Annotated in this window: 27 protein-coding genes; 12 read left to right on the top strand and 15 right to left on the bottom strand. The window is 37.7% G+C overall.

Annotated features, from left to right (window positions below; genetic code table 11):
* The first annotated feature begins 159 nt into the window (after positions 1-159).
* Together ylqF and H4J73_RS05385 are read left to right on the top strand one after the other, a co-directional pair.
* The gene (ylqF, locus tag H4J73_RS05390; RefSeq protein ID WP_182178332.1) at positions 160-1,092 is read left to right on the top strand and encodes a ribosome biogenesis GTPase YlqF; all 933 of its coding nucleotides are present in this window, start codon (positions 160-162) and stop codon (positions 1,090-1,092) included.
* A 10-nt stretch (positions 1,093-1,102) separates the two neighbouring features.
* Positions 1,103-1,531, top strand: coding sequence for an HIT domain-containing protein (locus H4J73_RS05385; protein ID WP_182223187.1), 429 nt, complete (start codon positions 1,103-1,105; stop codon positions 1,529-1,531).
* Positions 1,532-1,573: 42 nt separating this feature from the next.
* On the opposite strand, the gene megL is transcribed toward H4J73_RS05385, so the two are convergent.
* Positions 1,574-2,779, bottom strand: a complete 1,206-nt coding sequence (megL, locus tag H4J73_RS05380; RefSeq protein ID WP_182223186.1) for a methionine gamma-lyase — start codon at positions 2,777-2,779, stop codon at positions 1,574-1,576.
* 303 nt (positions 2,780-3,082) lie between these two features.
* Between megL and H4J73_RS05375 the strand changes: the two genes are divergently transcribed.
* Entirely contained in the window at positions 3,083-4,645 is a 1,563-nt protein-coding gene (locus H4J73_RS05375; RefSeq protein WP_182178326.1) for a sigma 54-interacting transcriptional regulator, read from the top strand.
* Positions 4,646-4,664: 19 nt separating this feature from the next.
* Here H4J73_RS05375 and H4J73_RS05370 read toward each other — a convergent pair whose 3' ends face one another.
* The 3 genes from H4J73_RS05370 to H4J73_RS05360 form a co-directional block, all read right to left on the bottom strand.
* Complete coding sequence (locus H4J73_RS05370; protein WP_182178324.1) at positions 4,665-5,072, bottom strand: stress response translation initiation inhibitor YciH; 408 nt, start codon at positions 5,070-5,072, stop codon at positions 4,665-4,667.
* Positions 5,073-5,192: 120 nt separating this feature from the next.
* A complete protein-coding gene (locus H4J73_RS05365; protein ID WP_182178322.1) occupies positions 5,193-6,119 on the bottom strand; it encodes an electron transfer flavoprotein subunit alpha/FixB family protein in 927 nt (308 codons plus the stop codon).
* On the bottom strand, positions 6,116-6,868 hold the full coding sequence (locus H4J73_RS05360) for an electron transfer flavoprotein subunit beta/FixA family protein (RefSeq protein ID WP_182178320.1): 753 nt from the start codon (positions 6,866-6,868) through the stop codon (positions 6,116-6,118). Before H4J73_RS05360 ends, H4J73_RS05365 begins: the two co-directional genes overlap by 4 nt.
* 306 nt (positions 6,869-7,174) lie before the next feature.
* On the opposite strand from H4J73_RS05360, the gene H4J73_RS05355 reads away from it, so the two are divergent.
* Positions 7,175-8,824 (top strand): electron transfer flavoprotein-ubiquinone oxidoreductase, encoded by a 1,650-nt coding sequence (locus tag H4J73_RS05355; RefSeq protein ID WP_182178319.1) that lies wholly within the window; start codon positions 7,175-7,177, stop codon positions 8,822-8,824.
* A 72-nt stretch (positions 8,825-8,896) separates the two neighbouring features.
* Here the strand turns inward: H4J73_RS05355 and H4J73_RS05350 are convergent, their stop codons facing one another.
* From H4J73_RS05350 to H4J73_RS05335, 4 genes are all read right to left on the bottom strand, one after another.
* Positions 8,897-9,670, bottom strand: coding sequence for a DUF2884 family protein (locus tag H4J73_RS05350; RefSeq protein ID WP_182178317.1), 774 nt, complete (start codon positions 9,668-9,670; stop codon positions 8,897-8,899).
* Between the two features lie 57 nt (positions 9,671-9,727).
* On the bottom strand, positions 9,728-11,413 hold the full coding sequence (locus tag H4J73_RS05345) for a DUF342 domain-containing protein (protein WP_182178315.1): 1,686 nt from the start codon (positions 11,411-11,413) through the stop codon (positions 9,728-9,730).
* 38 nt (positions 11,414-11,451) lie between these two features.
* Positions 11,452-11,778 carry a hypothetical protein gene (locus H4J73_RS05340; protein WP_182178308.1) on the bottom strand — a complete coding sequence of 109 codons (327 nt, stop codon included), beginning with the start codon at positions 11,776-11,778 and terminating at the stop codon, positions 11,452-11,454.
* A 202-nt stretch (positions 11,779-11,980) separates the two neighbouring features.
* Positions 11,981-13,255: a CinA family nicotinamide mononucleotide deamidase-related protein gene (locus H4J73_RS05335; protein WP_182223185.1), complete on the bottom strand. Its 1,275-nt coding sequence runs from the start codon at positions 13,253-13,255 to the stop codon at positions 11,981-11,983.
* A gap of 183 nt (positions 13,256-13,438) precedes the next feature.
* On the opposite strand from H4J73_RS05335, the gene H4J73_RS05330 reads away from it, so the two are divergent.
* The 3 genes from H4J73_RS05330 to dapA all read left to right on the top strand — a co-directional run bounded on the left by H4J73_RS05330 (position 13,439) and on the right by dapA (position 15,695).
* A complete protein-coding gene (locus H4J73_RS05330) occupies positions 13,439-14,209 on the top strand; it encodes a DUF4097 family beta strand repeat-containing protein (RefSeq protein ID WP_182178304.1) in 771 nt (256 codons plus the stop codon).
* 129 nt (positions 14,210-14,338) lie between these two features.
* Positions 14,339-14,725: a hypothetical protein gene (locus H4J73_RS05325; protein WP_182178301.1), complete on the top strand. Its 387-nt coding sequence runs from the start codon at positions 14,339-14,341 to the stop codon at positions 14,723-14,725.
* Positions 14,726-14,786: 61 nt separating this feature from the next.
* Positions 14,787-15,695, top strand: coding sequence for a 4-hydroxy-tetrahydrodipicolinate synthase (gene dapA, locus H4J73_RS05320; RefSeq protein WP_182178299.1), 909 nt, complete (start codon positions 14,787-14,789; stop codon positions 15,693-15,695).
* Between the two features lie 6 nt (positions 15,696-15,701).
* Here the strand turns inward: dapA and H4J73_RS05315 are convergent, their stop codons facing one another.
* On the bottom strand, positions 15,702-16,562 hold the full coding sequence (locus tag H4J73_RS05315) for an RluA family pseudouridine synthase (RefSeq protein ID WP_259366626.1): 861 nt from the start codon (positions 16,560-16,562) through the stop codon (positions 15,702-15,704).
* A gap of 137 nt (positions 16,563-16,699) precedes the next feature.
* Here H4J73_RS05315 and H4J73_RS05310 point away from each other — a divergent pair, with 137 nt between their 5' ends.
* Together H4J73_RS05310 and H4J73_RS05305 are read left to right on the top strand one after the other, a co-directional pair.
* A complete protein-coding gene (locus H4J73_RS05310) occupies positions 16,700-17,041 on the top strand; it encodes a ribonuclease E inhibitor RraB (RefSeq protein ID WP_182178295.1) in 342 nt (113 codons plus the stop codon).
* 116 nt (positions 17,042-17,157) lie between these two features.
* Complete coding sequence (locus tag H4J73_RS05305; protein WP_182178293.1) at positions 17,158-17,370, top strand: hypothetical protein; 213 nt, start codon at positions 17,158-17,160, stop codon at positions 17,368-17,370.
* 14 nt (positions 17,371-17,384) lie between these two features.
* Here H4J73_RS05305 and H4J73_RS20410 read toward each other — a convergent pair whose 3' ends face one another.
* Together H4J73_RS20410 and H4J73_RS20405 are read right to left on the bottom strand one after the other, a co-directional pair.
* Positions 17,385-17,918, bottom strand: coding sequence for a LysR family transcriptional regulator substrate-binding protein (locus tag H4J73_RS20410; protein ID WP_259366627.1), 534 nt, complete (start codon positions 17,916-17,918; stop codon positions 17,385-17,387).
* Between the two features lie 15 nt (positions 17,919-17,933).
* The gene (locus H4J73_RS20405; protein ID WP_259366628.1) at positions 17,934-18,227 is read right to left on the bottom strand and encodes a LysR family transcriptional regulator; all 294 of its coding nucleotides are present in this window, start codon (positions 18,225-18,227) and stop codon (positions 17,934-17,936) included.
* A gap of 506 nt (positions 18,228-18,733) precedes the next feature.
* Between H4J73_RS20405 and pcaF the strand changes: the two genes are divergently transcribed.
* Both pcaF and H4J73_RS05290 read left to right on the top strand, forming a co-directional pair.
* Positions 18,734-19,990, top strand: a complete 1,257-nt coding sequence (gene pcaF, locus H4J73_RS05295) for a 3-oxoadipyl-CoA thiolase (RefSeq protein ID WP_182178291.1) — start codon at positions 18,734-18,736, stop codon at positions 19,988-19,990.
* A gap of 123 nt (positions 19,991-20,113) precedes the next feature.
* A complete protein-coding gene (locus H4J73_RS05290) occupies positions 20,114-20,821 on the top strand; it encodes a lysoplasmalogenase (RefSeq protein WP_182178289.1) in 708 nt (235 codons plus the stop codon).
* Between the two features lie 14 nt (positions 20,822-20,835).
* On the opposite strand, the gene H4J73_RS05285 is transcribed toward H4J73_RS05290, so the two are convergent.
* Complete coding sequence (locus H4J73_RS05285; protein WP_182178287.1) at positions 20,836-21,768, bottom strand: LysR family transcriptional regulator; 933 nt, start codon at positions 21,766-21,768, stop codon at positions 20,836-20,838.
* Between the two features lie 116 nt (positions 21,769-21,884).
* On the opposite strand from H4J73_RS05285, the gene H4J73_RS05280 reads away from it, so the two are divergent.
* Positions 21,885-22,412: an NADPH-dependent FMN reductase gene (locus tag H4J73_RS05280; RefSeq protein WP_182178285.1), complete on the top strand. Its 528-nt coding sequence runs from the start codon at positions 21,885-21,887 to the stop codon at positions 22,410-22,412.
* Here the strand turns inward: H4J73_RS05280 and cobD are convergent.
* Genes cobD through H4J73_RS05265 form a run of 3 tightly spaced genes read right to left on the bottom strand, consistent with a single transcriptional unit; the run spans position 22,386 to position 25,113 of the window.
* Positions 22,386-23,459 carry a threonine-phosphate decarboxylase CobD gene (gene cobD, locus H4J73_RS05275; protein ID WP_182178283.1) on the bottom strand — a complete coding sequence of 358 codons (1,074 nt, stop codon included), beginning with the start codon at positions 23,457-23,459 and terminating at the stop codon, positions 22,386-22,388. The genes H4J73_RS05280 and cobD overlap by 27 nt on opposite strands.
* 11 nt (positions 23,460-23,470) lie before the next feature.
* Entirely contained in the window at positions 23,471-24,421 is a 951-nt protein-coding gene (locus H4J73_RS05270; protein WP_182178281.1) for a CobD/CbiB family cobalamin biosynthesis protein, read from the bottom strand.
* Entirely contained in the window at positions 24,418-25,113 is a 696-nt protein-coding gene (locus H4J73_RS05265; RefSeq protein WP_182178279.1) for a histidine phosphatase family protein, read from the bottom strand. Before H4J73_RS05265 ends, H4J73_RS05270 begins: the two co-directional genes overlap by 4 nt.
* Positions 25,114-25,322: the final 209 nt, after the last annotated feature.

Raw genomic sequence — 25,322 nt, 5'->3', positions numbered from 1 at the left:
TTGCTGTCTGGCATTTCTGTAAATTTCTTTATTTTAAACTTGTCAGTATTACAGATAAAAAAGGGATAGCTTGCAATATCACATTTATTTTCAATGTAACGTGTGTATCAATGCGTAACTTGCTAAAATCTACACATTAATAAATTACTTAGTGTTGTTATGGCTATTAATTGGTTCCCTGGGCATATGCATAAAGCCCAAAAAGAAATAAAAGAAATTCTTCCACAAATAGATGTTGTGATAGAAGTGTGTGATGCACGATTACCCTTTAGTAGTGAGAATCCGATGATCACTGAGATTAGAGGTGATATTCCACTCATTAAGATACTCAATAAATCTGATCTTGCTGATCCTGCTAAAACACAACTCTGGTTGGAATATTTAGAGTCTCAGAAAAACGTAAAAGCAATCGCGTTAACAACAGATAATCCCTCAGTGGCTAAAACACTCCCTAGTCTTATTCGTAAACTTGTTCCTAGTAAAAATGAAACAGGTAAGCAAATAAATGTTGTGATTATGGGGATCCCTAATGTAGGTAAATCTACTTTGTTAAACACCCTTGTCGGTAAAGCAAAAGCTAAAGTAGGTAACGAGCCGGCAGTAACTAAAGGTCAGCAACGTATTCGTTTGGATGAAGGACTTTATTTATATGACACTCCAGGTATGTTGTGGCCCAAAATTATTAACGAAAATAGTGGCTATCGCCTTGCTATAACAAGTGCCGTTAAAGACACCGCCTTTGATCATGAAGATATTGCTGCTTTTGCCGGTGAATACTTATTAGCAAATTACCCTGATCGATTGCAGGAACGTTACCAACTAAAAGAGTTACCTGAAACAGAAGTTGAGTTGCTTGAAGAAATAGGTCGACGACGCGGATGTGTTAGATCTGGCGGACGTATTGATTTACATAAAGCGGCAGCAATCCTAATTAATGAAATAAGGGATAAAACCCTCGGGGAAATTACTTTTGAAACCCCCGATATGATAGAAGTTGAAACACTTTATTTTATTGAGCAAGAAGCTAAAAAAGTGGCAGCGAGAGAAGCAAAGAAAACGGCTCGTGGTCGTGGTCGTAAAAATAAACGTTAAGGGATCTTACATGTCTAATACATTCCAACTTCACGCGCTATTAAAGCGAGACGCGATTGAATTACTCGAGCTGCCACTGTCGACACTATTACTGATGAATGATAGTAATTATCCGTGGTTTGTTTTAGTACCTAGGGTCGATGATGTTCAAGATATCTATCAACTTGATTGGCAACAACAACAGCAGTTTCTCAATGAATCAAGCTTGTTAAGTGAAATATTAATGCAGTTATTTAATGGCACAAAAATGAATGTAGCGGCATTAGGTAATATTTGTCCGCAACTGCATGTCCATCACATTGTTCGCTTTGCGGATGATATTGCTTGGCCGAAGCCTGTTTGGGGTGAGTTTGCAATGAAGCCTTACACAGACAGTGAATTAACCTTGTTAAAAGAAAAAGTAATGCCTGCGCTAACTAAAATTATAACGCAGGATTAATACTTTACGGGTAATTATACTTACTCGTTATAAACCGCTAAGTTAAGCAACTTGCTCTTGGCGGTTTTCTATTTGATCTAAAGATTGTTTTAGATCGTCAAGTAAATCACTTACGTGTTCTAGACCAACAGAGATACGAATTAAACTATCACTGATGCCTGCAGCTACTCTTTCTTCTGGTGTATAAGGAGAATGGGTCATTGAAGCTGGGTGCTGAATAAGGGATTCTGCATCACCTAGACTTACTGCGATTGAAAATAAACTCATCCGATTAATGAAGTCTTCACCACCTTTTAGATCTGCATTTAATTCAAAAGCGATAACACCACCGGCAGCTTTCATTTGTGTGCCAATAAATTTATAGCCATCATGAGATTTTAGTCCAGGGTAATACACTTTAGCTATCATTGGATGACTCTCTAAAAACTCAGCTATTAATTGCGCATTTGAACAGTGGCGTTCCATACGCAATGGTAAGGTTTTTAATCCTCTCATAATTAACCAGGCATCATGAGGGCTCATTGTTGCGCCAATATCTTTAAGTGCCGTTAATTTGATGTGTTCTATCATTTCGGCATTACTGCATATAATACCGGCTACGACATCACCGTGACCATTTAGATATTTTGTCGCGCTATGAACCACTATGTCTGCACCAAATTTACCGGGTTGCTGTAAAACAGGGGTAAGAAAAGTATTGTCCACAATTGAGAGAATATTATGATGTTTTGATATCGCTAAAATGCTCGCTAAATCTAGAACAACTAAGTTGGGATTTATAGGTGTTTCTAAGAATATAACCTTTGTATTAGGTTTTATCGCTTTTTCTATATTTTCAGGCTCTTGCATATCAACAAATGAAACTTCAATACCAAACTTTGTTAACATATGGCTAATTAGCGCATATGAGCAACCATATAACGCACTAGATGAAATAATATGATCACCACACTGCAAATTAGCTAATAAAGCGCCAGATACTGCAGCCATTCCGGTTGCTGTTGCTGCGGCATCTTCCATTTCTTCCATTGCAGCAACACGCATCTCTAATTGCCTTACAGTGGGGTTGCCTAATCTACCGTAGATATAACCTTCAGCCTCTCCGGCAAACCGATCGGCTCCTTGTTTAGCGTTTTCAAAAATAAAGGTAGAAGTTTGGTAGAGAGGAGTCGCCAAAGATCCAAACTGTTCATCGTTAATGCGGCCTGAATGGATCGCTTGTGTTTCAATATGTTTACTATTTTTCATAATATGGCTCTACTTTTAAGTTGTTGCGATGAGACAAATTAAAGACGCATTTGTTATTAATTGTAGGTGCGCCGTTAATCAGTCTTCTACTGATCATATATAGTCTTGTAGTAGACATAGCAAAATTAGCGCCATTATATTTTATTGTAATATTTTCAGTTGCTTATGGTTTTTTATAAGTGTTTATTTAATCACTTGTAATTTAAATATTACAAAAGCTCTGCTTATCAGCTATTCTGTAATATAATTAAGACATTGTAATGTTAATATTACAACATCTTGCCAAAACATTGAGATTAGCCAGTGAGAATTGAAATAAAAGTAAAAGATCGTATTGGTATAAGCCAAGAAGTTCTGGCCATTTTTGCCGAAAATCGTTGGAATATATGTTCTTTGGAAGTCGTGAGTCATTTTATCTACGTGGACTTTATGTCGAATAATATAACATTATCTGAAGTCCAATATTCCCTCTCGCATCGGGATGATATTGTGCATTGTTTATCTGTTGACTTGCTACCGACACAGAGGCGTGAAGCCCATTTAACAACCTTATTAGATACTATTCCTGATCCAATACTCGATATAGATCAAAATGGCATTATTGTTATCATTAATACTGCGGCTCAGTCGCTAATAAAAGAATTAGGTTTGACAATTGAAGGCCAGCATATTGATCAATATATTGATCAATCTTTTCAGGAAATGCTCAGTTCATCATTGAGTAATTTTTCACTCGCTTTTCTTGAACATTCCTATTTAGCTGATATTACGCCTATATTTTCAGAACATAGTGTATCAGGTGTTATTCTAACATTACGCTCGATGAACCGTGTTGGTCAGCATATCGCGTTAATACAGAGTAAAGAACAAGCCGAGTTTGATAATATTATTGGTGAAAATTCAGCTATTTGTTTGTTGAAATCTCAAACACTTCGTTTCTCAGAACTAGAGTTACCAGTGCTTATTAGCGGCGAAACAGGTACAGGAAAAGAGCTTTTAGCTCGCGCCTTACATAATGCGAGCCGAAGAGCTGATGCACCTTTCTTAGCACTAAACTGTGCGGCATTACCAGAAAACCTACTGGAAAGTGAATTGTTTGGCTATGCACCGGGTGCTTTTACAGGCGCTCAAAAAGGAGGCAAGCCAGGCTTGTTTGAATTAGCAGAAACAGGCACTATCTTCCTAGATGAAATAGCAGAAATGTCTGTTTATCTGCAAGCTAAGTTATTAAGATTTTTACAAGACTATAAGTATAGACGACTCGGTGGAACAAAAGAGTTAACCGCTAATGTCCGCATTATTAGCGCCAGCCATCAAAACCTACCTCAACAGATTGAAAGACAATTATTTAGAGAAGACTTGTTCTATCGTCTAAATGTCTTGAGTTTGTCGATACCCCCACTACGTGATCGCCCTGATGATATTATATTATTGGCTTCACACTTTATTGAAATGGCAGCGCTACAGGTGGCACGAAAGGTTCCTACTTTAACGGAACAAGCGTTAGTTGCGCTAAAAAACTGTCAATGGCCGGGTAATATTCGCCAGTTACAAAATATTCTTTTTAGGGCGGTAGCACTTAATGATACGGGAATTATTGAAAAATCAGATATTGATGGTGCTTTATCTCAGTTTACTGTTACTGACTTACCGATAAGCCAGGAGACTGAATTGTCAGTAAAGGAGGCTAGAAATTTAGCAGAGCAGTATAAATGCTCCGATTGGCGTAGTGCTCAAGAAGCGTTTGAACATAATTTACTTAAAGCGCTATATCCACTATACCCAACAACAAGGAAACTGGCAGATCGTTTAAACGTATCACACAATAAAATAGCAATTAAATTGCGGAAGTACGATATAAATTAGCAAGCTATAGGTTTAGTTATTACCCGCCAATAAACTTTACTTTATAACCATTGCTTTCAAGTACTTGTTTTATTTGCTCTCTTTTATCTCCTTGTACTTCGATGATGTCACCAACAACGCTCCCACCGGAGCCACAGGTTTTTTTTAATTTTTTAGCGAGCTCTTTAAGCGCTTTAGCATCTATGCCTAAACCGGTAATGGTAACAACGCCTTTACCTTTTCTGCCTTTAGTTTCACGTCTAACTTTAGCATAACCATCACTGGCTGTTATTGCTTGAGTGGCACTTTCTTGTTTAATACGACCACTGTCTGTTGAGTAAACTAATGAAGTGTCGGAAGGTTGTTGCTTTGCTGAATTATCAGGTGTAGTTGCCTCTCTACCAAACGCACTGGCAAGATCGCTGAGGCTAGAAAGTTTATTATTCATTATATTGATACCCAAGTTTAATTAAAGCACTCGCTAAATTTTAGACAAAAATAAAGCCACTATTGAAGTGGCTTTATTATACCTAGAATGCTCTAGAAAATAAGTCTAATAACGTATAGTTTACAGTTTACCTTCAAGCTCAGGTAATACATCAAATAAATCACCAACAATACCGTAATCAGCAACTTGGAAAATAGGTGCTTCGGCATCTTTGTTGATAGCAACAATGATTTTTGAGTCTTTCATACCCGCTAGATGTTGAATGGCACCACTAATACCTACAGCAATATATAAATCAGGGGCAACAATTTTACCTGTTTGGCCTACTTGCATATCGTTAGGTACAAAGCCAGCATCAACAGCAGCACGTGAAGCACCGATAGCAGCGCCAAGTTTGTCTGCAATACCTTCAAGTAATTTGAAGTTATCGCCATTTTGCATACCACGACCACCTGAAATTACGATACTCGCTGCGCCTAAATCGGGACGTTCTGATACTGATAACTGGTCACTTACATGCGATGAAATTCCGGCATCAGTTACTGAGTCTATGGCAACAACTTCAGCGCTACCGTCTGTAGCTACTGGGTCAAAACCCGTAGGACGAACCGTGATCACTTTTTTGCTATCTAAGCTCTGCACTGTTGCTATAGCATTACCTGCGTAAATAGGACGAACAAAAGTGTCGCTACTTTCTACAGCAATAATATCTGAAATTTGTGCAACATCTAATAAAGCGGCAACGCGAGGCATGAAGTTCTTACCTGTCGTTAATGCTGTCGCTAAGATATGTTCGTAGTCAGCGGCAAGTTCTGTTACCAACAAGCTAATATTCTCAGCTAGTTGATGCTCATAAGCTGGGCTATCTGCAACAATTACCTTACTTACACCGTTAACTTTTGCCGCTTCTTGAGCAACACTTTGACAATCGCTACCAGCAACCAATATATGAATGTCGCCACCAATTGCTTGCGCTGCAGCAACTGTTTTAAGGGTGTCTGCTTTTAATGTACTGTTATCATGTTCAGCAAATACTAAAATACTCATGAAATCACCTTCGCTTCATTTTTCAATTTCTCAATTAATGTATCAACACTATCAACAATAATGCCGGCTTTACGTGTCGCAGGAGGCGTTACTTTTATTAATTTTGAACGTGGGCTTAAATCAATACCAAAATCAGCGGCAGGCATAACAACCAAAGGCTTGCGCTTTGCTTTCATAATATTAGGTAATGAAGCATAACGTGGTTCATTTAAGCGTAAATCAGTGGTAACAATCGCGGGTAAGTTAAGTGCGATAGTTTGTAAACCACTATCAACTTCACGTGTTACATTAACTTTATCACCTTCAACTTTTACTTCTGATGCGAATGTACCCTGCGCCATACCCGTTAATGCTGCAAGCATTTGCCCTGTTTGATTGTTATCGCTGTCGATAGACTGCTTGCCTAAGATAACTAATTGAGGCTGCTCTTCGTCAACAATTTTTTGTAAAAGCTTAGCAATATTTAGTGCGTCTAATTTCTCATCAGTTTCGATTTGAATGGCGCGATCTGCACCTAAAGCTAACGCTGTTCTTAGTTGCTCTTGGCAAGACTTATCGCCAACAGATACCGCAATAACTTCAGTGGCGATACCCGCTTCTTTTAAACGAACCGCTTCTTCTACAGCAATTTCACAAAAAGGGTTAATTGCCATTTTTACATTAGCAAGATCAACATTTGAATTGTCTGCTTTTACGCGAACTTTGACGTTATAGTCAATAACACGTTTGATAGGTACTAATACTTTCATCGTTGCCTCTGATTGCGTTTGTTGTGTTTATATTTATAGTGTAAAGCTAACGTTTGTTTTATTAAACTAACATTAACAAGTATTTCTAATTATTGCTCGACAGACTAATACTAGACTACGTGAACGTCAACGTAATACCGCAGTTGTCTCGATAAATTGAGCTTAAATAGCTTTTGTCGTAATATCTTTCAATAGAAGATAGTATTTATCAACAAAATATCTATAATAAGTGATATTATCAAACAGGTGTTTGAAAATCAAACGAGTGTTTGATTTTATTTGAATGAATATTTTTTGGGGAAATTTATGGAACGCGAATCGATGGATTTTGACGTTGTTATAGTGGGTGCTGGACCGTCTGGCCTAGCGACTGCTTGTCGTTTGATGCAGTTAGCAAAAGAAAAAGATCAAGAACTTCTGGTCTGCGTTGTTGAAAAAGGCTCAGAAGTTGGAGCACATATTCTATCTGGAGCGGTTTTTGAGCCTAGAGCGCTCAATGAATTATTCCCAGATTGGCAAGATAAAGGCGCACCACTAAAGACAAAAGTGACCGGTGATGACATTTATTTGCTCAATAGTGAAAGTAACGCTATAAAGTTACCTAACTTCTCTGTACCTAAAACGATGCACAATGAAGGGAATTATATTGCTAGTATGGGCAATGTTTGTCGTTGGTTAGCTGAGCAAGCTGAAGAGTTAGGTGTTGAAATTTTTCCTGGCTTCCCTGCACATGAAGTACTTTATAACGATGACGGTAGTGTTGCGGGTATTCTTACCGGAGACATGGGCTTAGACGTTAATGGTAAGGAAAAAGATTCGTTCGTACCAGGTATGGAGCTTCGTGCTAAATACACGGTATTTGCTGAAGGCTGTCGTGGCCATTTAGGAAAAGAGTTAATCAGTAAATTTAGCCTAGATGAAGGTAAGTCTCCACAACACTATGGTTTAGGCTTTAAAGAAATTTGGGACATTGACCCAGCTAAGCACCAAGAAGGTCTTGTTGTTCATACGGCAGGTTGGCCATTAGACCAAGGCGCGACAGGTGGCGGTTATCTCTACCATGCAGAAAATAATCAAGTATTTGTAGGGCTAATTGTTGACTTAAATTATAGCAATCCGCACTTAAGTCCGTTTGATGAATTTCAACGCTATAAACATCACCCAAAAATTAGTCAGTACCTTGAAGGTGGAAAACGTGTTTCTTATGGAGCACGAGCGATGGCAAAAGGTGGTTTCAATTCATTACCTAAAATGACAATGCCCGGTGGTATTATCGTCGGTTGTGATGCAGGAACGATTAACTTTGCCAAAATCAAAGGTAACCACACCGCAATGAAATCTGGTATGTTAGCGGCTGAAAGTATTTTTCATGCAATAGCATCAGGTGATGAGGGCGGTAAAGACCTAGCTGATTATACAGAAAGGTTTAAAGACTCTTGGTTATACGAAGAATTATACAGTTCTCGTAACTTTGGTCCTGCGATGCATAAGTTTGGTATGACATTAGGCGGAGCCTATAACACCTTAGATCAGAACTTCTTTAATGGTAAGTTACCGTTCAACTTTAAAGACGATACGCTCGATCACGACCAACTTGAATTGGCATCAGAAGTAGCGGTTATTAATTATCCAAAACCTGATAATAAGTTAAGTTTTGATAAGTTAACTTCAGTGTTTTTGTCTAATACTAATCATGAAGAAGAGCAACCTTGTCACTTGAAACTTGCAGATGTAGGCATTCCTATTTCGGTTAACTTAGCTAAATACGCTGAACCCGCTCAGCGTTATTGTCCCGCAGGTGTTTACGAAATAGAATCGACAGAGCAAGGTGATAAATTAGTGATTAATGCGCAAAACTGTATTCATTGCAAAACCTGTGATATTAAAGACCCAAGTCAGAATATTACTTGGGTGACACCTGAAGGTACGGGTGGACCGAATTACCCTAATATGTAATTCACGGTTTGTTTGATTATAAAAAAACCTGCTGATGCAGGTTTTTTATGTTCAGGATGAAGGGTACAGTGATTATTTTGTTTGAATTAAATCAAATTCACCCAGTGCTGTAATACTTTGCTGTAACTTAGCCTCAAGTTGGTCTAACTTCTTTAAGCTTTTACAAAACTGGGCCGCTTTTAATTGCACTTCTTGGGCACGAGGTTCAATTTCAAGCTGTAGATCTTTTTCCATACCTTTTATACGCTGGTCAAATGTTTCTACCCGTTGTTCACTACTACTTTCCTCATTGGTTGCCATTGCTTCATCAACAGCCATCAAAATAGTACCAATTGATTCAGTAACAATACTTTCAATTTCTTGTTCAAAGGCACCAGCAAAAATTTCATCAAAATCAGCAAAATCTTGTGACGCAATATAATAGTTAGTATCGCTGTGGTTAAAACGCTCTCTTAAACGATATTGCATTTCATCAAAGCGCTCTTGTATCTTCTGATGTGAAGCGCTATTTTCGCCTGTTAAGCCTGCGATAACTTTATTTACCGCTTTTAAATCTATATCAACCCCTTCAATTGCTATGGCAACTATTTCAGGGATTTGCTTACGAATACCTTGGCTGTATTGCGTTAATAATTGCCTTTGCTCTTCATTAAGGTTGATTTCTCGTCCACGAATAAATAACTGTTGGTCGTTATTGATTTGTACATAGGTTTGGCTTTCTTTTAAAATACGCACATGAGAAGGATTGATTACCACGCCGTGGTTAAAATTAATATCGCATTGCTGAGCTGAGGCACTGCTAATAAGCATACCTATAGCAAGTAAAGGAAGAGTAAAAGAGTTCATCGCTTATCCAAGGTAACGAAAAGGGTGTTTAGTGATAGTGAACTACACAGCAATTCACTAGGTATTAACGATAGGGTTAAAATGAACTTTTCTTTCTTTATAATTCACCTTCGTTGGGCCATATTCACGGCGCGTTTTGTCTTGGAAATCGCCAACAATTACTTGTACACTATGGTATAATTTTTCTGTTGCTTCAACAAAAACACTCGTCATATATGCTTGAAGCTTCTCTTCAAACACCTCTTTCTCATTTAGAATTTCACCCATACGATGAGTGTGATATTTGTAAGTAGATATCAGTTTGCTAAGCATTTCAGGATTTACTTTATCGGTTGGTAATTTTTTCAATTTATTAACTGCTACTTGTAATTCAGTAGACTTATCAGAATCAATTTTTAATCTAGCTTCAATATCTTCCAAGTGTTCTTTAATTAAATTAACTTTTTTAGAAAAGTTAATTATTGTTGTACTTCCTGCGGTAGCACCTACTATTCCAGCATGAACAGATTTCCCTGCTTTTATGTAACCCGCAATAAGTTTACCGTTAGCTTTTTCATCTGAGCCCAGCCACAGAATTTCTTCAACATCAATAATACTGTGCATCATTTGATTTTCAATACGTAAGGAATGACATGATATTTCAGCATATTGACAGTACTTTGCAAATACTTTACCTTTAGCACGAATACAAACACTCATTTTTATGTCATCAAGAGAAAGTTCTTCAGTATCTTGTTTTCTGCCAATAATACCACTACCAATAGTTATGTCTCCACCAGCTTCTAGACTTGCAGACTCAACAAAGCCACCAATTGTTATATCACCTGTAGCCGTTACTTTCATGCCTTCACAAATATCACCATCGATAATAACACTACCTTCAAATTTAATGTGGCCAGTACTAATATCAACATTCTTTATACGATAGACACTGTCAACTTCCATGCCGTTATCAATGATCCTTGGCAAGCCTATCAGTGTTGAAATTAATATTTGATCATTTTTAGGACTGATTGTTGTACCTTCACCTGCTTGCAGCGTAATATCTTCTCCTGGAACCGGTTCTAAAGGAGAACCGTTGACTGTAAAGCCCTTAACACCTTCGGTTAGCATAATTTTTTTTGCGAGTGGGTCACCGACTTTTACACAAATTATATCGCCTAAATCACGCATGTCGACACTACCATCTTCGCGTGCTTTAGGACGTAAAATTCTGTCTTGAGCGCTCTGTACTAACCATTTTATTTTTGAATCTTTACCATTAATGGCTTCTTTACCATGAGCAATTTCACCATTAACAATAGAACCAGCAGGTTCTTTAGCCGCTTGATGAGCAAGTTTTAACAACTGCTCTTTGGTAAAACCTTTGGTAACACCCGATTGTTGCGCCGAATTTAAAATAGCTTTAGCAGTTAAATGTTTGCCACCAAGTGCCGTTGAAATTTCTGCGCTTGCAGACATTTCATCTTTATCAATAGAAATTGAAATAGTCGCATCTCGACGCTCAAGTACTTGATAACTTATTTCTCGGCCAGATTTATTAGCCTGAAGGGGTTTTAGAACACTATTGAGTTCGGCAATCGCATTTTTAATATTGCCGTTATCAACATATAAGCCTTTATATTCAGAATTCTCAATAATTTCATGAATACTCGCTTCTGTGATTTGCGAGTCATCTTTAAACGGTTGCAAAACAAGGTCAATATTGTTTTTTTTATTTGCTACTAAACTTGCTTGAGTCACGCGAGATTTACTCCACTATTACCACTTAAAATAAAATATTAAATGTAGTTTTCTTGATGAATTTTAATGAAAGAACTGGTGTTTATTTTCGAGTAATCTATTTTATATTCTTTATTATCAAGTGCCTGTATAAATATCAGTGTTTTAGATTCACCAAATACATCGGTAGCACTTACATCAACTACATCTTGATATGCTTTTTTAGCATCAGCCTTTTTACTGGGCACTTCACCTTTGTAAATACCTATTCCACGGTTACTTACAATAACAACAGGGTGACCGCCATTGATAATCAATAAATCAAATTTTCTCATCTTATGAATAATGGTATTGCGACCACTCGTGATGAAGTTTTTTTCTATCAAAACATGCTCCTATATTTTACTAATATGTACAGTGATATTAATCACATTAATGACTAATACCCTACAATACTATTATTCTAGTTTATTATCCCTGTAAATATATAAAGTTTTGATTTATGGCGCAATAAAAATGACGTTTCTTTTAATATTATTAAAGTTAATACGCTACGTTAACATGCATACAACATTTTAAAGCTATATATTAGAAATAAAGTGGTGTTTGAGTGCTTTCAATTAATAAACGTCGGATCATATCAAGCGATCGTGAGGCTACCATTTGCTGAAAGTAGACCCTATTTGCTCTTATACAAAAATATTTACTGTCTATTTTGTCTTTATTCCCCCAGGCAACCCAAACTGAGCCCACTGGTTTCTCTTTTGTGCCACCATCAGGACCAGCGATGCCTGAAACAGCAATAACTAAATCTGCATCTGCAATAGCCAATGCTCCTTTAGCCATCGCTCTCACCGTTTCCTCACTCACTGCGCCGTGTTGCTTTATTATATTTTCATTAACATTAAGTAATTTGCTTTTCATACCATTTGAATAAGTTACAAAGCCTGCTTCAAATGAAGCCGATGATCCTGATACTTTTGTTAACTCACTCGCGATTAACCCCCCAGTACAAGATTCTGCTGTAGTTATCTTAAGATTTTTTTGTTGGCATAATTGCAAGACTAATTCTGCTAAGGTATGAGGGTTTTCTTTAATTTCCTCAATAATGTGATCATTTAATAACGTTTTTATTTTCTCAATGAGATTAATTTTTACGGGTAAATATTCATTTTTTTCAACGGTTAATTTTAATTCTATTAATGGAGAGCTCGCGCGAAAACCTAATTCAACTTCTTTAGGCCAATAAGGAAACTCTTTAATTAGCATTGATTGTAATGATGACTCGCCAATACCAAATAATTGTAAACGGGTAATGTCCATTTCCGCGGTGAATTTTGATTGTAACGCTAGTACCGGAATAATTTCTTCATTAAGCATTATTTTTAGTTCACTGGGGACACCCGGAGTGCAGAAAACTTGGCAGTCATTTAATCTCATTGAAAACCCAACAGCGCTGCCCACTCGGTTGATAATAATATTGCAATCTTTTGGCAATATCGCTTGTTTTAAATTTGCGGCGCCTAAGTGCGCATTACGTTGTTCACACCATGCTTGTAAATGTGCCAACGCAATAGGGTGTTGCTCTAAAGGAAGGTTACTGGCATTTGCTAACGCTTGTGCGGTTAAATCGTCGGTTGTTGGTCCAAGCCCCCCATTGATAATTAATACGTCAGCGTCTTTTGTTAACGTTATTATTTCCTTGTAAAGTAACTTTAGGTCGTCAGCTAAAGTGACTTTACGGCTAATTTTTATGCCAATGGTTTTGCATTGTTGGGCGATCATTGCGGAGTTACTGTCAACAATATCTCCAGTCATTAACTCATTACCAGTAAGGAGAAGGTGTACTTTAGCGATAGTCATTTTTGCAACTCAAAAACCAAATAAAATAATAGCGTTAGATTACTTTATAAGTCGAATTATTGTTAGTAAGTATCAGTAAATAAAAAATTTATACCAATCAAATAAATTTAAACCTTTTTTATAAGATGAGTGACTAATGATTATTAAAACAAAAACTATTAATAAAATTTTAAAGGAACATTTATGAAAAATGCATTAAAAAAACAACTTACGTTAGCCACTATTTTATCACTATCAATGATCACATCAGTATACGCTGAAGTTAAAGAGACTATTGAAAAATCATTTTCTGTTAGTTCATCAGCAACTTTACGTTTAGCTAATGTTAATGGTGGCGTTGAGATTAAAGGCTGGGATAAAAGTGAAATAAAAATAACGGCAATGATCACTGCAGATAATCAAGAAGATAGAGAGCGTATTAATATTGAGTTTTCTGAACGCTCAAGTGACGTGAGTGTTGAAACACAGTACACCAAACAAGCATCTTGGGGGCGCAATAGCAACTCAGGAAAAGTTGACTATAGCGTAATGGTACCCTTTGGCGCTGCGTTAACCAATATTGAGTTAGTTAACGGTTCTTTGGTTATTGAGCAAGTAAAAGGTGAAATAAAAGCTAACACAGTAAATGGGTCTATTAATGTGCAAGACTCAGCTGATGATCTTGAGCTAAATTGTGTCAATGGCAGTATTAAAGCGTCATACCAGCGCATAGATAAAAACGTAGATAATATCGAATTAACAACCGTAAATGGTAGCATTAAACTTTATATGCCAAGTGATTTGAGTGCTGTAATTAATGCTGAAACCATGCATGGCAGTATTGCTACTGAGTTTGGACTTTCAAGTGATAAAAAAATGTTTAGCGGTCGTCATTTATCTGGAACTGTTGGCAGCGGTGATATTAATATTAATTTAGAAAGTGTTAATGGCAGCATCACTGTGATGAAAAATTAATTTGTAACAATGGTTTACAAAAATATACTTTACTACAACATTTCTGTTGTGGTTTTTTTTATTTGGTTGTTGGTAAAAATAAGGCACAATAGCGCATATATTTGACAGAGTTATTAAGGCGTATTTTAAGTGAGTGAGCAATATAACCGAGCATTATTAGCGGGGCGTTGGTATCGTATGGAAATGAATAACACAGGTCACCAACTTGTTGAGTATGCTGAGCTTTGCCTTGATGGTAGCTTTGAGTTTTCTTTTGTCGAACAAACCTCTCAAGGCGAAATTATTAGCCAAAATGTTGAGCTAGGCGATTGGGGATTAGTGGGTGATATACACTTTACTATTACGCAAGAAGAAGTTGTAGACAATGAGCATTATTGTGCAGATTTACATAATGAAAATAACTATCAGGCCTACAAAATTTTAGCATTAGACAGCCAAGTGTTTAAATACCAGCATATTGTGAGTAATGAAGTGTTTATCCTGCGCCGAGTTGTTGATAAAATCGGACACTGTTAAATTAAGTTATTCTTCACAAATAATAAAATTCCCCATTTACTTAATAAGTAGTAGAGAAAAAATGAAAAATATAAATGCAGCAAGTTTAATTACTGCGATAAAAACCCCTTATAACGCACAGGGTGAAATTGACCTTGTTACTTATGACCAACTTGTTGCAAAGCAAATTGCTGCTGGCGTTGACGGTATTGTTGTCGGTGGAACTACCGGTGAAGGACACTTATTAAGTTGGGAAGAGCACTTAATGTTAATCGCCCATACCGTTCATCAATATAGCGACAAACTTATTATTGTTGGTAATACCGGTAGTAATAATACCCGTGAAGCGATTAAAGCGACACAAAATGGTTTTGCTATGGGAATGGATGCAGCATTGCAAATTAATCCTTATTACGGTAGAACGTCAATGGCGGGTGTTGCGGCACATTTTAATAAAGTATTAGATATTGGACCTGCGTTTATTTATAACGTGCCGGGTCGAACGGGTCAGGATCTTACCCCTGATTTGATCGAGCCGTTGTCAAAGCATAAAAACTTTATTGGTGTGAAAGAATGTGGTGGTAACGAGCGTATCGCGTATTATGAAAAACAAGGGATTGCTTGTTGGTCAGGCAACGACGATGAAAGTTATGTCGGTCGCCATCAATTTGGCTCTCATGGTGTTATTTCAGTAACATCAAATGTTATTCCAGGCTTAATGAGAACCTTAATGGATACTCGAGACAGCGAGCTAAATGAACGCTTACAAGGCCTCATGAAATGGTTGTTTTGTGAGCCAAACCCTATTGCAGTAAATACGACCTTGATGATGACAGGTGCCGTTGAAGCTAACTTTAGATTGCCTTATCTAGCATTGACACTAGAGCAACGTCAGGTCGGTTTTGACCTTTTAGCGAAAATTGAAACGGCAGAACTTGTTGGTGACAAATTAGCACTTCTTAAAGATAGCGACTTTAATTACTGCTCATAAATGCGTTCACGCCAGAGCATTTAATGATGGCATTAAATGCTCTGGTAGTTTAAATGATCTTTGCTCGTCGCTAAGCGGGCAAATAAAATTAAGTGCAACGGCGCAAAGTTGTAAGTTAATACTTTCTTCATTAGTACCCTCAACAACTTTCCCGTGTAACCTATCGCCAACCACGGGCATATTAATACTTGCTGCATGGCTTCTTATTTGATGTTTTCTACCGGTATCTATTTTTACTTGTACTAAGGATGTATTATTTTTTTCATCGTACGCAAGATGAGTAAAATGACTACTCGCTTTTTTACCGTCAACATCATTTGTTAAGGTATCAGGTTGCGGGCGCAAACGATGATCACCATGAATGATAATATGATATATTTTTTCTAAATTATGCTTTTCAAACATAGCACTTAATGCTTGAACTGCTTTTTTGCTATGCGCAATTAAAATCAACCCCGTTGCAGCTCTATCTAAGCGATGAACGATGAATACTGCGCGTTCAGGTTTTAGGTGTGTTTGTGCCCAACGAGCGATAGTACAATGATCACTCCACTTCGAACCTTGAGATAACATGCCGTAAGGCTTATACCAAACACTGTAATCAACACAATCAGCCACTAACAAGGCTTCATTAGGCTGCTGGTTTAATACTTTTTCGTCATAATAAAAGTGCAAGGTATCGGTTATTTTTAATGGTTTTTTAATCCGTCGCAAGCGTTGTGTGCTTTTTCCGCGCGTTAACCATAACGCTCCTTGCTGAATAGCTTGTTTTAATTGCGCATTACTTAATGCGCACTGCTTGTTAAGCTCTGTGATAATGGTGCTGTTTTCTGTATTGATATCAAGGTGAAGCTCAAATTTATTCAAGGCTATACTCAAGGTTAAAGACCGTTGTTGTCATTAATGACGTTAGTTTACCAAAAATAATGCCGAACAAAATTGGTATTCTGTTTTTCATCAGATAAAATAGCGAAATAATTTAGTTAACAATAAGATGAATAATAATGAACCGTGATTTAGCCCTATTTCCAGAAGATAATGTTGGCAACGCTTTGTGGCAAATGATGATTGATGGCGATGATTTAAGTCAAGCCCGTGAAATTGAGTTTTCAGTCATTTTTCCTAACGAAGAAGCTGCTTTGAAGTTTGGTCAGTTACTTTTAGAAAACAACCAAAAATTATCATTTTGTCCTTATGAGGGTAATGATGACTTTCCTTGGGAAATTACGGCTTATCCCTTTGTTGGTGCCAGTTATGAAAACATTAGTTCGTATCAAAATTTATTGATTTCAAGCGCAGAGCCACTAGGTGGACAGTATGATGGGTTTTATTGCGCTGCAGTTTAAGTATATTCTAATACTTATAAAGGGGTTAGGTTCATCTATAATGTAAATAACATATGATGGCTAACCTTTACTATTATTCTTATGCTGAAGTATTTCAGCATCATTAAGAGAGTTTTATGCTTGATATAAGCCAATTTGACCAGTTAAAAAAAACCAGTGCCAAGTCATTTAATGATCAAAAAGCCTTGATTAAAAAAGTAATGGCTGGTCGTCAAATAAACTGTGAAACTTGTGGCACTATTCTGCGCTTAGTTGTACCAGAAGACAAAAGCACACCCGGTGTTTATTGCGGTAAAGGCTGTACCGATATTTGTTTAGATTTTACGTAAACATCAACAGTGATTTAACTGACACGGACTGAGCGACAAACTTCTTTTACCGCGCTAATAATGAATGAATTCTCTTTATTACGGTTAAATGCCAATCCAATGTCTTTTATTAACCTATTATCTTCGACTGGCATTAATACTAACGCTTCAGCCGCTAGAATTTCTTGCCAATCAGGCAGTAAAGCCGCGCCAATCCCTGCGCAGACTAATTGCCAAGCATATTCGATGGTTTTAATATTAGCGCGGGGTTGAAACCTAATAGAAGCATCAGCCATGACCACTTTTAAGGTGTCGAGGGCGTCACAAGGTGCTCTATTGATAAAAGGCATATCTTGCAATTGAATAATGTTAATAGACGACTGTTGAGCAATAGGCCAGCTTTTTGGCACCGCTATTTGATAGTTGTCTTGCCAAATAGGAATAAAGCTTTCGTTATAGGCAACAGAGTTAGCAGACACAACGCGCGCATCGCAAGGTTCTTGAGGGTCAACTAACGTTAATTCTATATGATCAATTTTTTCTGTTATTTTCTTCAATAAGTGACTCATTCGTTGCGCTCCCAATCAGCGCATAATACCTAGCCTGAGTAACACGGGTTTTGGGTTTTCAGAAAAAAGATGACTGATAGACTTTGCATTGTCAGTCATTTCTTTTGCTTTAGGGTAGAGTTTATCTGCCGCATCTGTGGGCAATACACCGCGTGCATGACGAAAAAACAAAGTGATATTTAAATCTGATTCTAGCTGCTGAATCGCCGTGGTGATTGAAGGCTGAGAAACAAAGCAAACGCGAGCAGCGCCACTAATACTGCCTTGCTCATAGACAGATTGAAAATACTTTAGTGATCGAAGTTCCATCGTTATTTCCAATCGTTGTTGATAAAATGAAGTTTGTTCCCATTACTATAACCTTTAATAATGATTAGCAGAATTAATTATAGTTTTTATCTATACCTTTGATAAAAAATGATATTTTTCAAGTTTATAGGCACCCGTAAGGTGGGTTGTTCTTTAAATAATGAACAAGCACTTGAAATCGTCATGCTGAATTTCTCTAGGTGAATATAGGTACAGAGCTTTGTTATGAGCCAAAAACTGTGTTTTAGTCTCATAACATGCACCGAAAAATTATCGCCAAGTGTATGCTAACGAAAATGGAACAGAAGGTATTACTGAGACATTTATTTGAACAAGGACTGATGATGATCAATATTTGTTTGATAATGTTATCATCGGTGATAACAGAAAAAAAATATGATTTTAGTAACGCATTTAACTCAGGTTTTGAAACAGTTATTGAGTAATATCCCTGACTAAAACGAAGTTAACGCTAAGTTCAAACAAACTCAAAAGAGAATATATGCATGAGTGCTTTTTCAACTAAAACTGAAAGTACCGGACAAAATAGAAGTCTTGAACAAAATGAAGTTTTCATTTGTGATGCCATTAGAACACCTATTGGCCGTTATGCTGGCTCGCTAGCGACCATTCGTGCTGATGACCTAGCCGCATTACCCTTAGCAGCACTAATGGCACGAAACCCAACACTCGATTTTAGCCAAGTAGACGATGTTATTTTAGGTTGTGCTAACCAAGCAGGAGAAGATAACCGTAATATTGCTCGTGTAGCCACGTTATTAGCGGGCTTACCTTATCAAGTCCCTGCAACAACCTTGAACCGTTTATGTGGCTCTGGCTTAAATGCTGTCGGTATTGCGATGCAGGCGATTAAGTCAGGTGAAGCTGAAATGATTATTGCTGGCGGTGTTGAAAGCATGACTCGCGCACCTTTTGTGATGGGCAAAGCAGAAAGTAATTTTTCGCGTACTCAAGAAATTTTCGATACAACGACGGGCTGGCGCTTTATTAACAAAGCACTCGATAGTGCGTACGGCACTGAAAGCATGCCACAAACAGCAGAAAATCTTGCACAAGAGTTTAACATTAGCCGGGCAGACCAAGACAAGTTTGCTTTTGCTAGCCAGCAAAAAGCAGCTAAAGCCCAACAAGCAGGATTTTTTGCAGAAGAAATACTACCCGTTAGTATTTCACAAGGTAAAAACGACCCTATTATTTTCTCTCAAGATGAGCATATTCGTTTAACAAGTTTAGATAAAATGATGGCACTCAAGCCTTTTGTTCATGCCAAAGGTACTATTACCGCCGGTAATGCCTCGGGAATTAATGATGGCGCTGCGGCAATATTATTGGCGTCAAGTCAATCGGTGCAAAAAAACAACTTAGCACCTATTGCCAAGGTGCTAGGTACGGCAGTTGCTGGTGTACCACCACGTATTATGGGGATTGGTCCGGTTCCAGCAACAAAAAAATTGCTAAAACGTTTGAATTTATCACTTGAAGATATCGACATTATTGAACTGAACGAAGCTTTTGCTGCACAAGCTTTAGCTTGTATTCGCGAGTTAGGTTTGCAAGATGACGATCTTCGTATTAACCCGCAAGGTGGCGCTATCGCATTAGGACATCCTTTGGGAATGAGTGGTGCGCGCTTAATAACGTCAGCAGCTCGCCAATTGCAACGTACCAACAAGCGTTATGCGTTGTGTACTATGTGCATTGGTGTTGGGCAGGGAATAGCTTTAATTATTGAAAGAGTTTAAGGCATTTTAAAACCGGATAAGTAAGAGAGTGAGTGATGTGTTACTCCCTTTCTTATGCTTAATGGTAAATAGCGAACACTCAATTGACTCTGTATATTGTAAACCTATAGGGTGACTTTTAACTTGTTATTCAGTAGATTAGTACCTTGTGCTAAGGCTTACAGCAAAGAGATGACAGCAATGACCCGATCCCATTTACTTTTATTTTTACTCTGTGTTTGTGGCTTTATGGTCAGTCTTTTTTTTAAGCCCTATCCGCTGAGCTGGGCAATAAAAATTTTACCAATATTCGTTTTACTGCATTTTTCTTGGCAAAGAAGCTTTGAAACTAAAGAACGCGCGCATAAGTTATTTATGATCGGCTTAGTTTTCTCAGCTTTTGGCGATTTCTTTTTAGATTATGACAGGGTTAATTGGTTTGTATTCGGTTTAGGGGCTTTCTTAGTCGCTCATCTATTTTACATTTTTAGTCTAAAACCACTCGTACCCAAAAAAATCGTCAGCAAACGTTTACCGATTATTACGCTCTATTTTGGCTATGGCGTTGGCATGTTTTCGTTAATATATGCCGGCTTAGGTGAGTTATTTATACCTGTATTGGTTTATATGACAATATTACTGTTAATGGGGATAACTACCTTACTTTCACAAAAAGTGAATGCTTGGTTAATTATTGGCGGGCTCAGCTTTATTCTTTCAGACTCATTAATAGGGCTTAATCAGTTTTATCATCCAATACCTTATGAAAGTGTTTGGATCATGAGTAGCTATTATTTCGCTCAACTGGCATTAGTGAAAGGTATGTTTACCCAAGACAATAAGCTGGCGTAGTGGTCAACCTTCATCTAACTATCACCTAGCTTATCGACAATAAAGTCGATAAAGCACTTTACCTTCGCCGGCATGTTTTTTCGGCTAGGATAAACCAGGTAAACACCAATACTTATTGGTATAAAATCTTCAAACAGTGGCACTAACTTCCCCGTAGTCACTTCATCCCGCAAATTAAATAACGGCATACGTATAATACCTTGTCCGGCTAAGCATAACGAAACCATCATTTCTGAATTATTGCATGATACTCGACTGATAACATGTGTTTGAGTTTTTTGCCCATTTTTAGCGGTGTAATACCAAGTTTCAGGGGTTTTTAGATTACGGTAACTGATCATCTGATGATCAATCAATTCATCGGGATGTTTAGGTATACCATACTCTTGTAAGTATTGGGGAGACGCGAGCGTTAAACTGGTCGAGTTCATAAAACGTCGGCTAATTAGGCTTGAGTCTTCAAGCTGAGCCGCTGCTCTGATGACAATATCAAAGCCATCGGAAATTAAATCTACTTTATGATCGTTTAATTCGATGTCTAAAGTGATTTTCGGATACTTAGCCATAAATTCAGCGAGTATGGGCCTAATACGAGAAACACCTATACCAATAGGACAGCTCAACTTTAAACGACCTTGTGGTATTTGCTGGCGTCCCAAAAGGCTATTTTCAACGTGTAAAGCATCTTCAATGATCTGTTGGCATTGTTGATAATAGACTTCGCCTTCGGATGTTAAGCTTAAGGTTCGGGTCGTTCGGTGCAATAAGCGGACCCCTAAACGAGTTTCTAGCTTACTGACTTCTTTGCTGATATAAGAGGTAGAGTGCTTCATTTTTTCAGCAGCATTGACAAAACTTTTACTTTGCACCACTTGTACAAAAACAGCGATACCATCAAGTAAGTTACTTTTACTTTGTGAAGAAGAAAATAGTGTATTAGCTTTCATATGGAAATAATGTATCTGTAATTAGGTTATTAATCTTACATAGGAAATAAATTACACTATTTTCATTGCAATACCTATTGTTACCTCATACTTATCGTTATAACTTTGGAGTTTATATGAAAATTATCGCTTTTGCCGCCAGTAGTAGCCGTCAATCAATTAATAAACAGTTAGTGAGCTATGCCGCTAGCCTTGTTGAAAACGCTCAAGTTGAAGTACTTGATATTAACGATTATGAAATGCCCTTATATAGTGCTGATAGAGAAGCAGAGCTGGGTAAACCACAATTAGCACAAGACTTTCTCGATAAAATAGCCGGTGCAGACGCTTTGGTTATTGGTTTTGCTGAGCACAATGGCTCTTATACGGCTGCTTATAAAAACTTATTTGATTGGAGTTCTCGTGCTTTACAAAAAGTGTATCAGCATAAGCCGCTTGTTTTACTGGCAACATCACCAGGCCCAGGTGGAGCCGCAACCGTACTTGCCGCAGCTGTAGGCTCGGCCCCTTTTTTTGATGGCGAGGTAAAAGCTCATTTATCAATTCCAAGCTTTTATGATAATTTTGATGTCGAAAAAGGACAGTTAACTAATGCCGAGTTAGCTGAAAAGCTCGCTTTAGCTATGGCAATGCTCAGCCAGTAACCTTTCTAATCTCAGGTATTGTGCTTGATCAGGTATACCAAAACGTAAAGCATTATTTTCGTCGCACAAACGCACGTAGAGCCCTTGGCGACAGAGTTTTTGATAAAGTTCTGTTGCTTGAGGATAAACGATTGTTTTAAATAAACCACACCCCTTAATCGTTATGCTTGGGCCATCGCTTTTAGTAGGGTGATGTAAAAACGTTTTTGTTAATAGTTGTTCGAGTTTTATGGATAAGTCGGTTAATTTTTGTCGCTGTGCCAATTGCCAAGCATGATCGTTTAACGCCTGCTCAGCAATAAATTGGGCTGGGCCATTAACTTCCCATGGTGAAGATAACTGGTTAAGTTTATTTATCCAAAATGGATGAGCACTTAAAAAACCTATTCTAATACCCGCTAAGCCAAAAAATTTACCGACTGAACGCAATACAAAAAGATGTTTATTTAGCGTTAAGTGAATAAGCGATTGACTCGGTGCAATAACATCCATAAAAGCCTCGTCAATAATTAACCAACCCGAGAGTGATTCAAGGGTTGTTAACAGTGCTGTTAATTTTTGCTGTTGCTGTAATTCACCTGTTGGATTATTAGGGTTAATTACCACAACAATCGCGTTTAATGCTAAGTCTTCATACGTTGGTAAATGCTGATAATGTTTAACAGTAAAACCAGCATCATGCCAAGCTCTTTCGTGCTCTTTATAACCAACTTCAGGTAACCACACCTCTATATGGCTTGATGGCTTTTTTATATGATTGAGATATAGCGCGGGTAAACGTGCAATAACTGCCTGGCTACCACTGGTTGTACTTATACTTTGCGTACCATAATAATGTTTAGCTGCAGCGAGTAACCCTTCACTTTTTTGCGGTAATTGCTGCCAAATATATTGAGGAATAGCAGGAATAGGGTAACTGTTCGGGCTGATGCCCGTGGATAAGTCTAGCCACTGTTCTAAAGGGATTTTGTAGCGCTCAACCATTTTGTTGAGCTGCCCACCGTGAACGAGTGCTGTCGTGTTTTTATTATCATGCTGACTCATCATAAGTTCCCCTTCTATAAATCATAAAAAAATTCATAGAAAAAACAAGTAAAGATAAAAATAACCACCGAGTTGTTCACAAGGTTTATGCTACGAAGAATATCACTTTGGGTGACAAGCTTACCGCAACCTAATCGAACAGAAGTCACAGCTTTACCATGATATATCGCCGAACCGCCCAGGGTGAAATTAAGTACACTGGCACCTGTCGCCATTACCCAGCCACCATTCAAGCTTTTGTAATGCTGACTTTGCTGATAACCATTTTTTAGGGCATTAATCGTTTTTGAGAAAGAGAGCTTCGTTTGGCAAGCATAAAGCAGGGCGGTAATCTTGGCACTAGGCCAGCCAAGTAAATCGTCCATACGTGCAGCACACCATCCAAAATTAATGAATTGTGGATTTTTATAGCCCCACATTGCATCCAATGTATTGGCAAGTCGGTGCAGTACAACAAGTGGAATACCGCCGACTATAAACCAAAAGAAGCTGGCGACTGCGGCGTCATGACCATTTTCAAGTACAGATTCTACAGTGGCACGTGAAATCTCTTGCGCTGATAAATGGTCAGTATTACGACTAACTAAATAACCACAGAAATGTCGAGCAGTTGCTAAGTCATCTTTCTCTAGAGGTTTACGTATTTGTAAAGCATGCAATCTTAGGCTTTTTAAACCGATAGCAAAATAAAGCACTATGGCATCTAAACACCAGAACCACACATTGCTCTGATGAAAATAATAATAAATAATAGGTAAGGGTAAACAGAGTATTAACCAAGAGAATATACCCAGTATTCGAGGTAACCACTGTTTTACTTTTTTATCAGTGTTTTGATAAGAATTAACCTTTTTTTCTATTGTTGAGGTTAACCAGCCAAAGCCAACTAATGGATGAAAGCGCTTAACTTCACCGAGCCAATAATCAAGCAAGTAAGCGGTTATCATGATGAGTGAAGTCATCATGTAGTGGGTATCGCTACGGCGGGGAGTTGAGTAATATCGAGTGTAGAAACAAGTGTAAAAACTTGCTTTTTACTCTGGTAAGTTATCTGAAAAATACAACCGTTATCAAACGCTTTTTTATGTGTGTTTATCGCGTGTTCATCAGAAAAATCATCAACCATTAAGGATAAAAAACAACGTAATATATCACCATGGCTAACGATTAAAATATTATCAATAGCTGTGCTAGCGAGATTTTTCATTCCAATTTTTTGAAAATTATTGTCAGCTTGAACCGTATTTGAAATATCAATTAAAGCCTGCTGAAATCGTCTCGCGCAGTCGATACCTGATTCACCATTAGGGGGCGCAACAGTGTTTACTTGATGAAAGATAGCTTGGAAATTTTTGTCTGGTTTTACTTCGCTAATATGCTTGCCTTGCCAATCACCAAAGTTACGCTCTATTAATGCGGATGTTCGGGTAAGTGATGTGTTCAGTATGGCTTGACAAATTTCAGCGGTTTTCTCTGCTCTTGGCAATGAAGAGCTGACAATATGTCCTACATTATGAGTATTGAGTTGTGCAGCTATAGCACGCGCTTGCCGATAGCCTTTTTCTGTTAATGGGCTATCAAATTGTCCTTGAAACTTACCTACTTTATTCCACTGTGTTTCGCCGTGGCGCGTAAGAAAAAAATTTATGACCGTCATTTATACTAAAATTACTTGTACCCGTTCCACTCGATGATCCTCGTTTAAGGGAAATTGAGCGAATCATAATCAAGACTCACTTTTTTGTTAAGGGTTATTCCCTTAACAAAATGTAACGACGAGTATGTTTTGTTCAGTTCCCCCCCAAGGGGCTGGTTTACAAACGCTTTATACCACGTTATTGATTTCGACAATAGAATAACTATTAT

Origin of the sequence: Colwellia sp. MB3u-41 (assembly GCF_014076845.1) — a bacterium.
Lineage (GTDB): Bacteria > Pseudomonadota > Gammaproteobacteria > Enterobacterales > Alteromonadaceae > Colwellia_A.
The sequence above is the reverse complement of the archived record's forward strand: the minus strand, read 5'-3'. Positions and strand labels throughout refer to the sequence as shown.

What these genes read in the sequence shown, in the direction of transcription:
- ylqF (WP_182178332.1), top strand. Translation starts at nt 160, where the DNA reads ATGGCTATTAATTGGTTCCCTGGGCATATGCATAAAGCCCAAAAAGAA.
- H4J73_RS05385 (WP_182223187.1), top strand. Translation starts at nt 1,103, where the DNA reads ATGTCTAATACATTCCAACTTCACGCGCTATTAAAGCGAGACGCGATT.
- megL (WP_182223186.1), bottom strand. Translation starts at nt 2,779, where the DNA reads ATGAAAAATAGTAAACATATTGAAACACAAGCGATCCATTCAGGCCGC.
- H4J73_RS05370 (WP_182178324.1), bottom strand. Translation starts at nt 5,072, where the DNA reads ATGAATAATAAACTTTCTAGCCTCAGCGATCTTGCCAGTGCGTTTGGT.
- H4J73_RS05365 (WP_182178322.1), bottom strand. Translation starts at nt 6,119, where the DNA reads ATGAGTATTTTAGTATTTGCTGAACATGATAACAGTACATTAAAAGCA.
- H4J73_RS05360 (WP_182178320.1), bottom strand. Translation starts at nt 6,868, where the DNA reads ATGAAAGTATTAGTACCTATCAAACGTGTTATTGACTATAACGTCAAA.
- H4J73_RS05355 (WP_182178319.1), top strand. Translation starts at nt 7,175, where the DNA reads ATGGAACGCGAATCGATGGATTTTGACGTTGTTATAGTGGGTGCTGGA.
- H4J73_RS05350 (WP_182178317.1), bottom strand. Translation starts at nt 9,670, where the DNA reads ATGAACTCTTTTACTCTTCCTTTACTTGCTATAGGTATGCTTATTAGC.
- H4J73_RS05335 (WP_182223185.1), bottom strand. Translation starts at nt 13,255, where the DNA reads ATGACTATCGCTAAAGTACACCTTCTCCTTACTGGTAATGAGTTAATG.
- H4J73_RS05330 (WP_182178304.1), top strand. Translation starts at nt 13,439, where the DNA reads ATGAAAAATGCATTAAAAAAACAACTTACGTTAGCCACTATTTTATCA.
- dapA (WP_182178299.1), top strand. Translation starts at nt 14,787, where the DNA reads ATGAAAAATATAAATGCAGCAAGTTTAATTACTGCGATAAAAACCCCT.
- H4J73_RS05310 (WP_182178295.1), top strand. Translation starts at nt 16,700, where the DNA reads ATGAACCGTGATTTAGCCCTATTTCCAGAAGATAATGTTGGCAACGCT.
- H4J73_RS05305 (WP_182178293.1), top strand. Translation starts at nt 17,158, where the DNA reads ATGCTTGATATAAGCCAATTTGACCAGTTAAAAAAAACCAGTGCCAAG.
- H4J73_RS20410 (WP_259366627.1), bottom strand. Translation starts at nt 17,918, where the DNA reads ATGAGTCACTTATTGAAGAAAATAACAGAAAAAATTGATCATATAGAA.
- H4J73_RS20405 (WP_259366628.1), bottom strand. Translation starts at nt 18,227, where the DNA reads ATGGAACTTCGATCACTAAAGTATTTTCAATCTGTCTATGAGCAAGGC.
- pcaF (WP_182178291.1), top strand. Translation starts at nt 18,734, where the DNA reads ATGAGTGCTTTTTCAACTAAAACTGAAAGTACCGGACAAAATAGAAGT.
- H4J73_RS05285 (WP_182178287.1), bottom strand. Translation starts at nt 21,768, where the DNA reads ATGAAAGCTAATACACTATTTTCTTCTTCACAAAGTAAAAGTAACTTA.
- H4J73_RS05280 (WP_182178285.1), top strand. Translation starts at nt 21,885, where the DNA reads ATGAAAATTATCGCTTTTGCCGCCAGTAGTAGCCGTCAATCAATTAAT.
- cobD (WP_182178283.1), bottom strand. Translation starts at nt 23,459, where the DNA reads ATGATGAGTCAGCATGATAATAAAAACACGACAGCACTCGTTCACGGT.
- H4J73_RS05270 (WP_182178281.1), bottom strand. Translation starts at nt 24,421, where the DNA reads ATGATGACTTCACTCATCATGATAACCGCTTACTTGCTTGATTATTGG.
- H4J73_RS05265 (WP_182178279.1), bottom strand. Translation starts at nt 25,113, where the DNA reads ATGACGGTCATAAATTTTTTTCTTACGCGCCACGGCGAAACACAGTGG.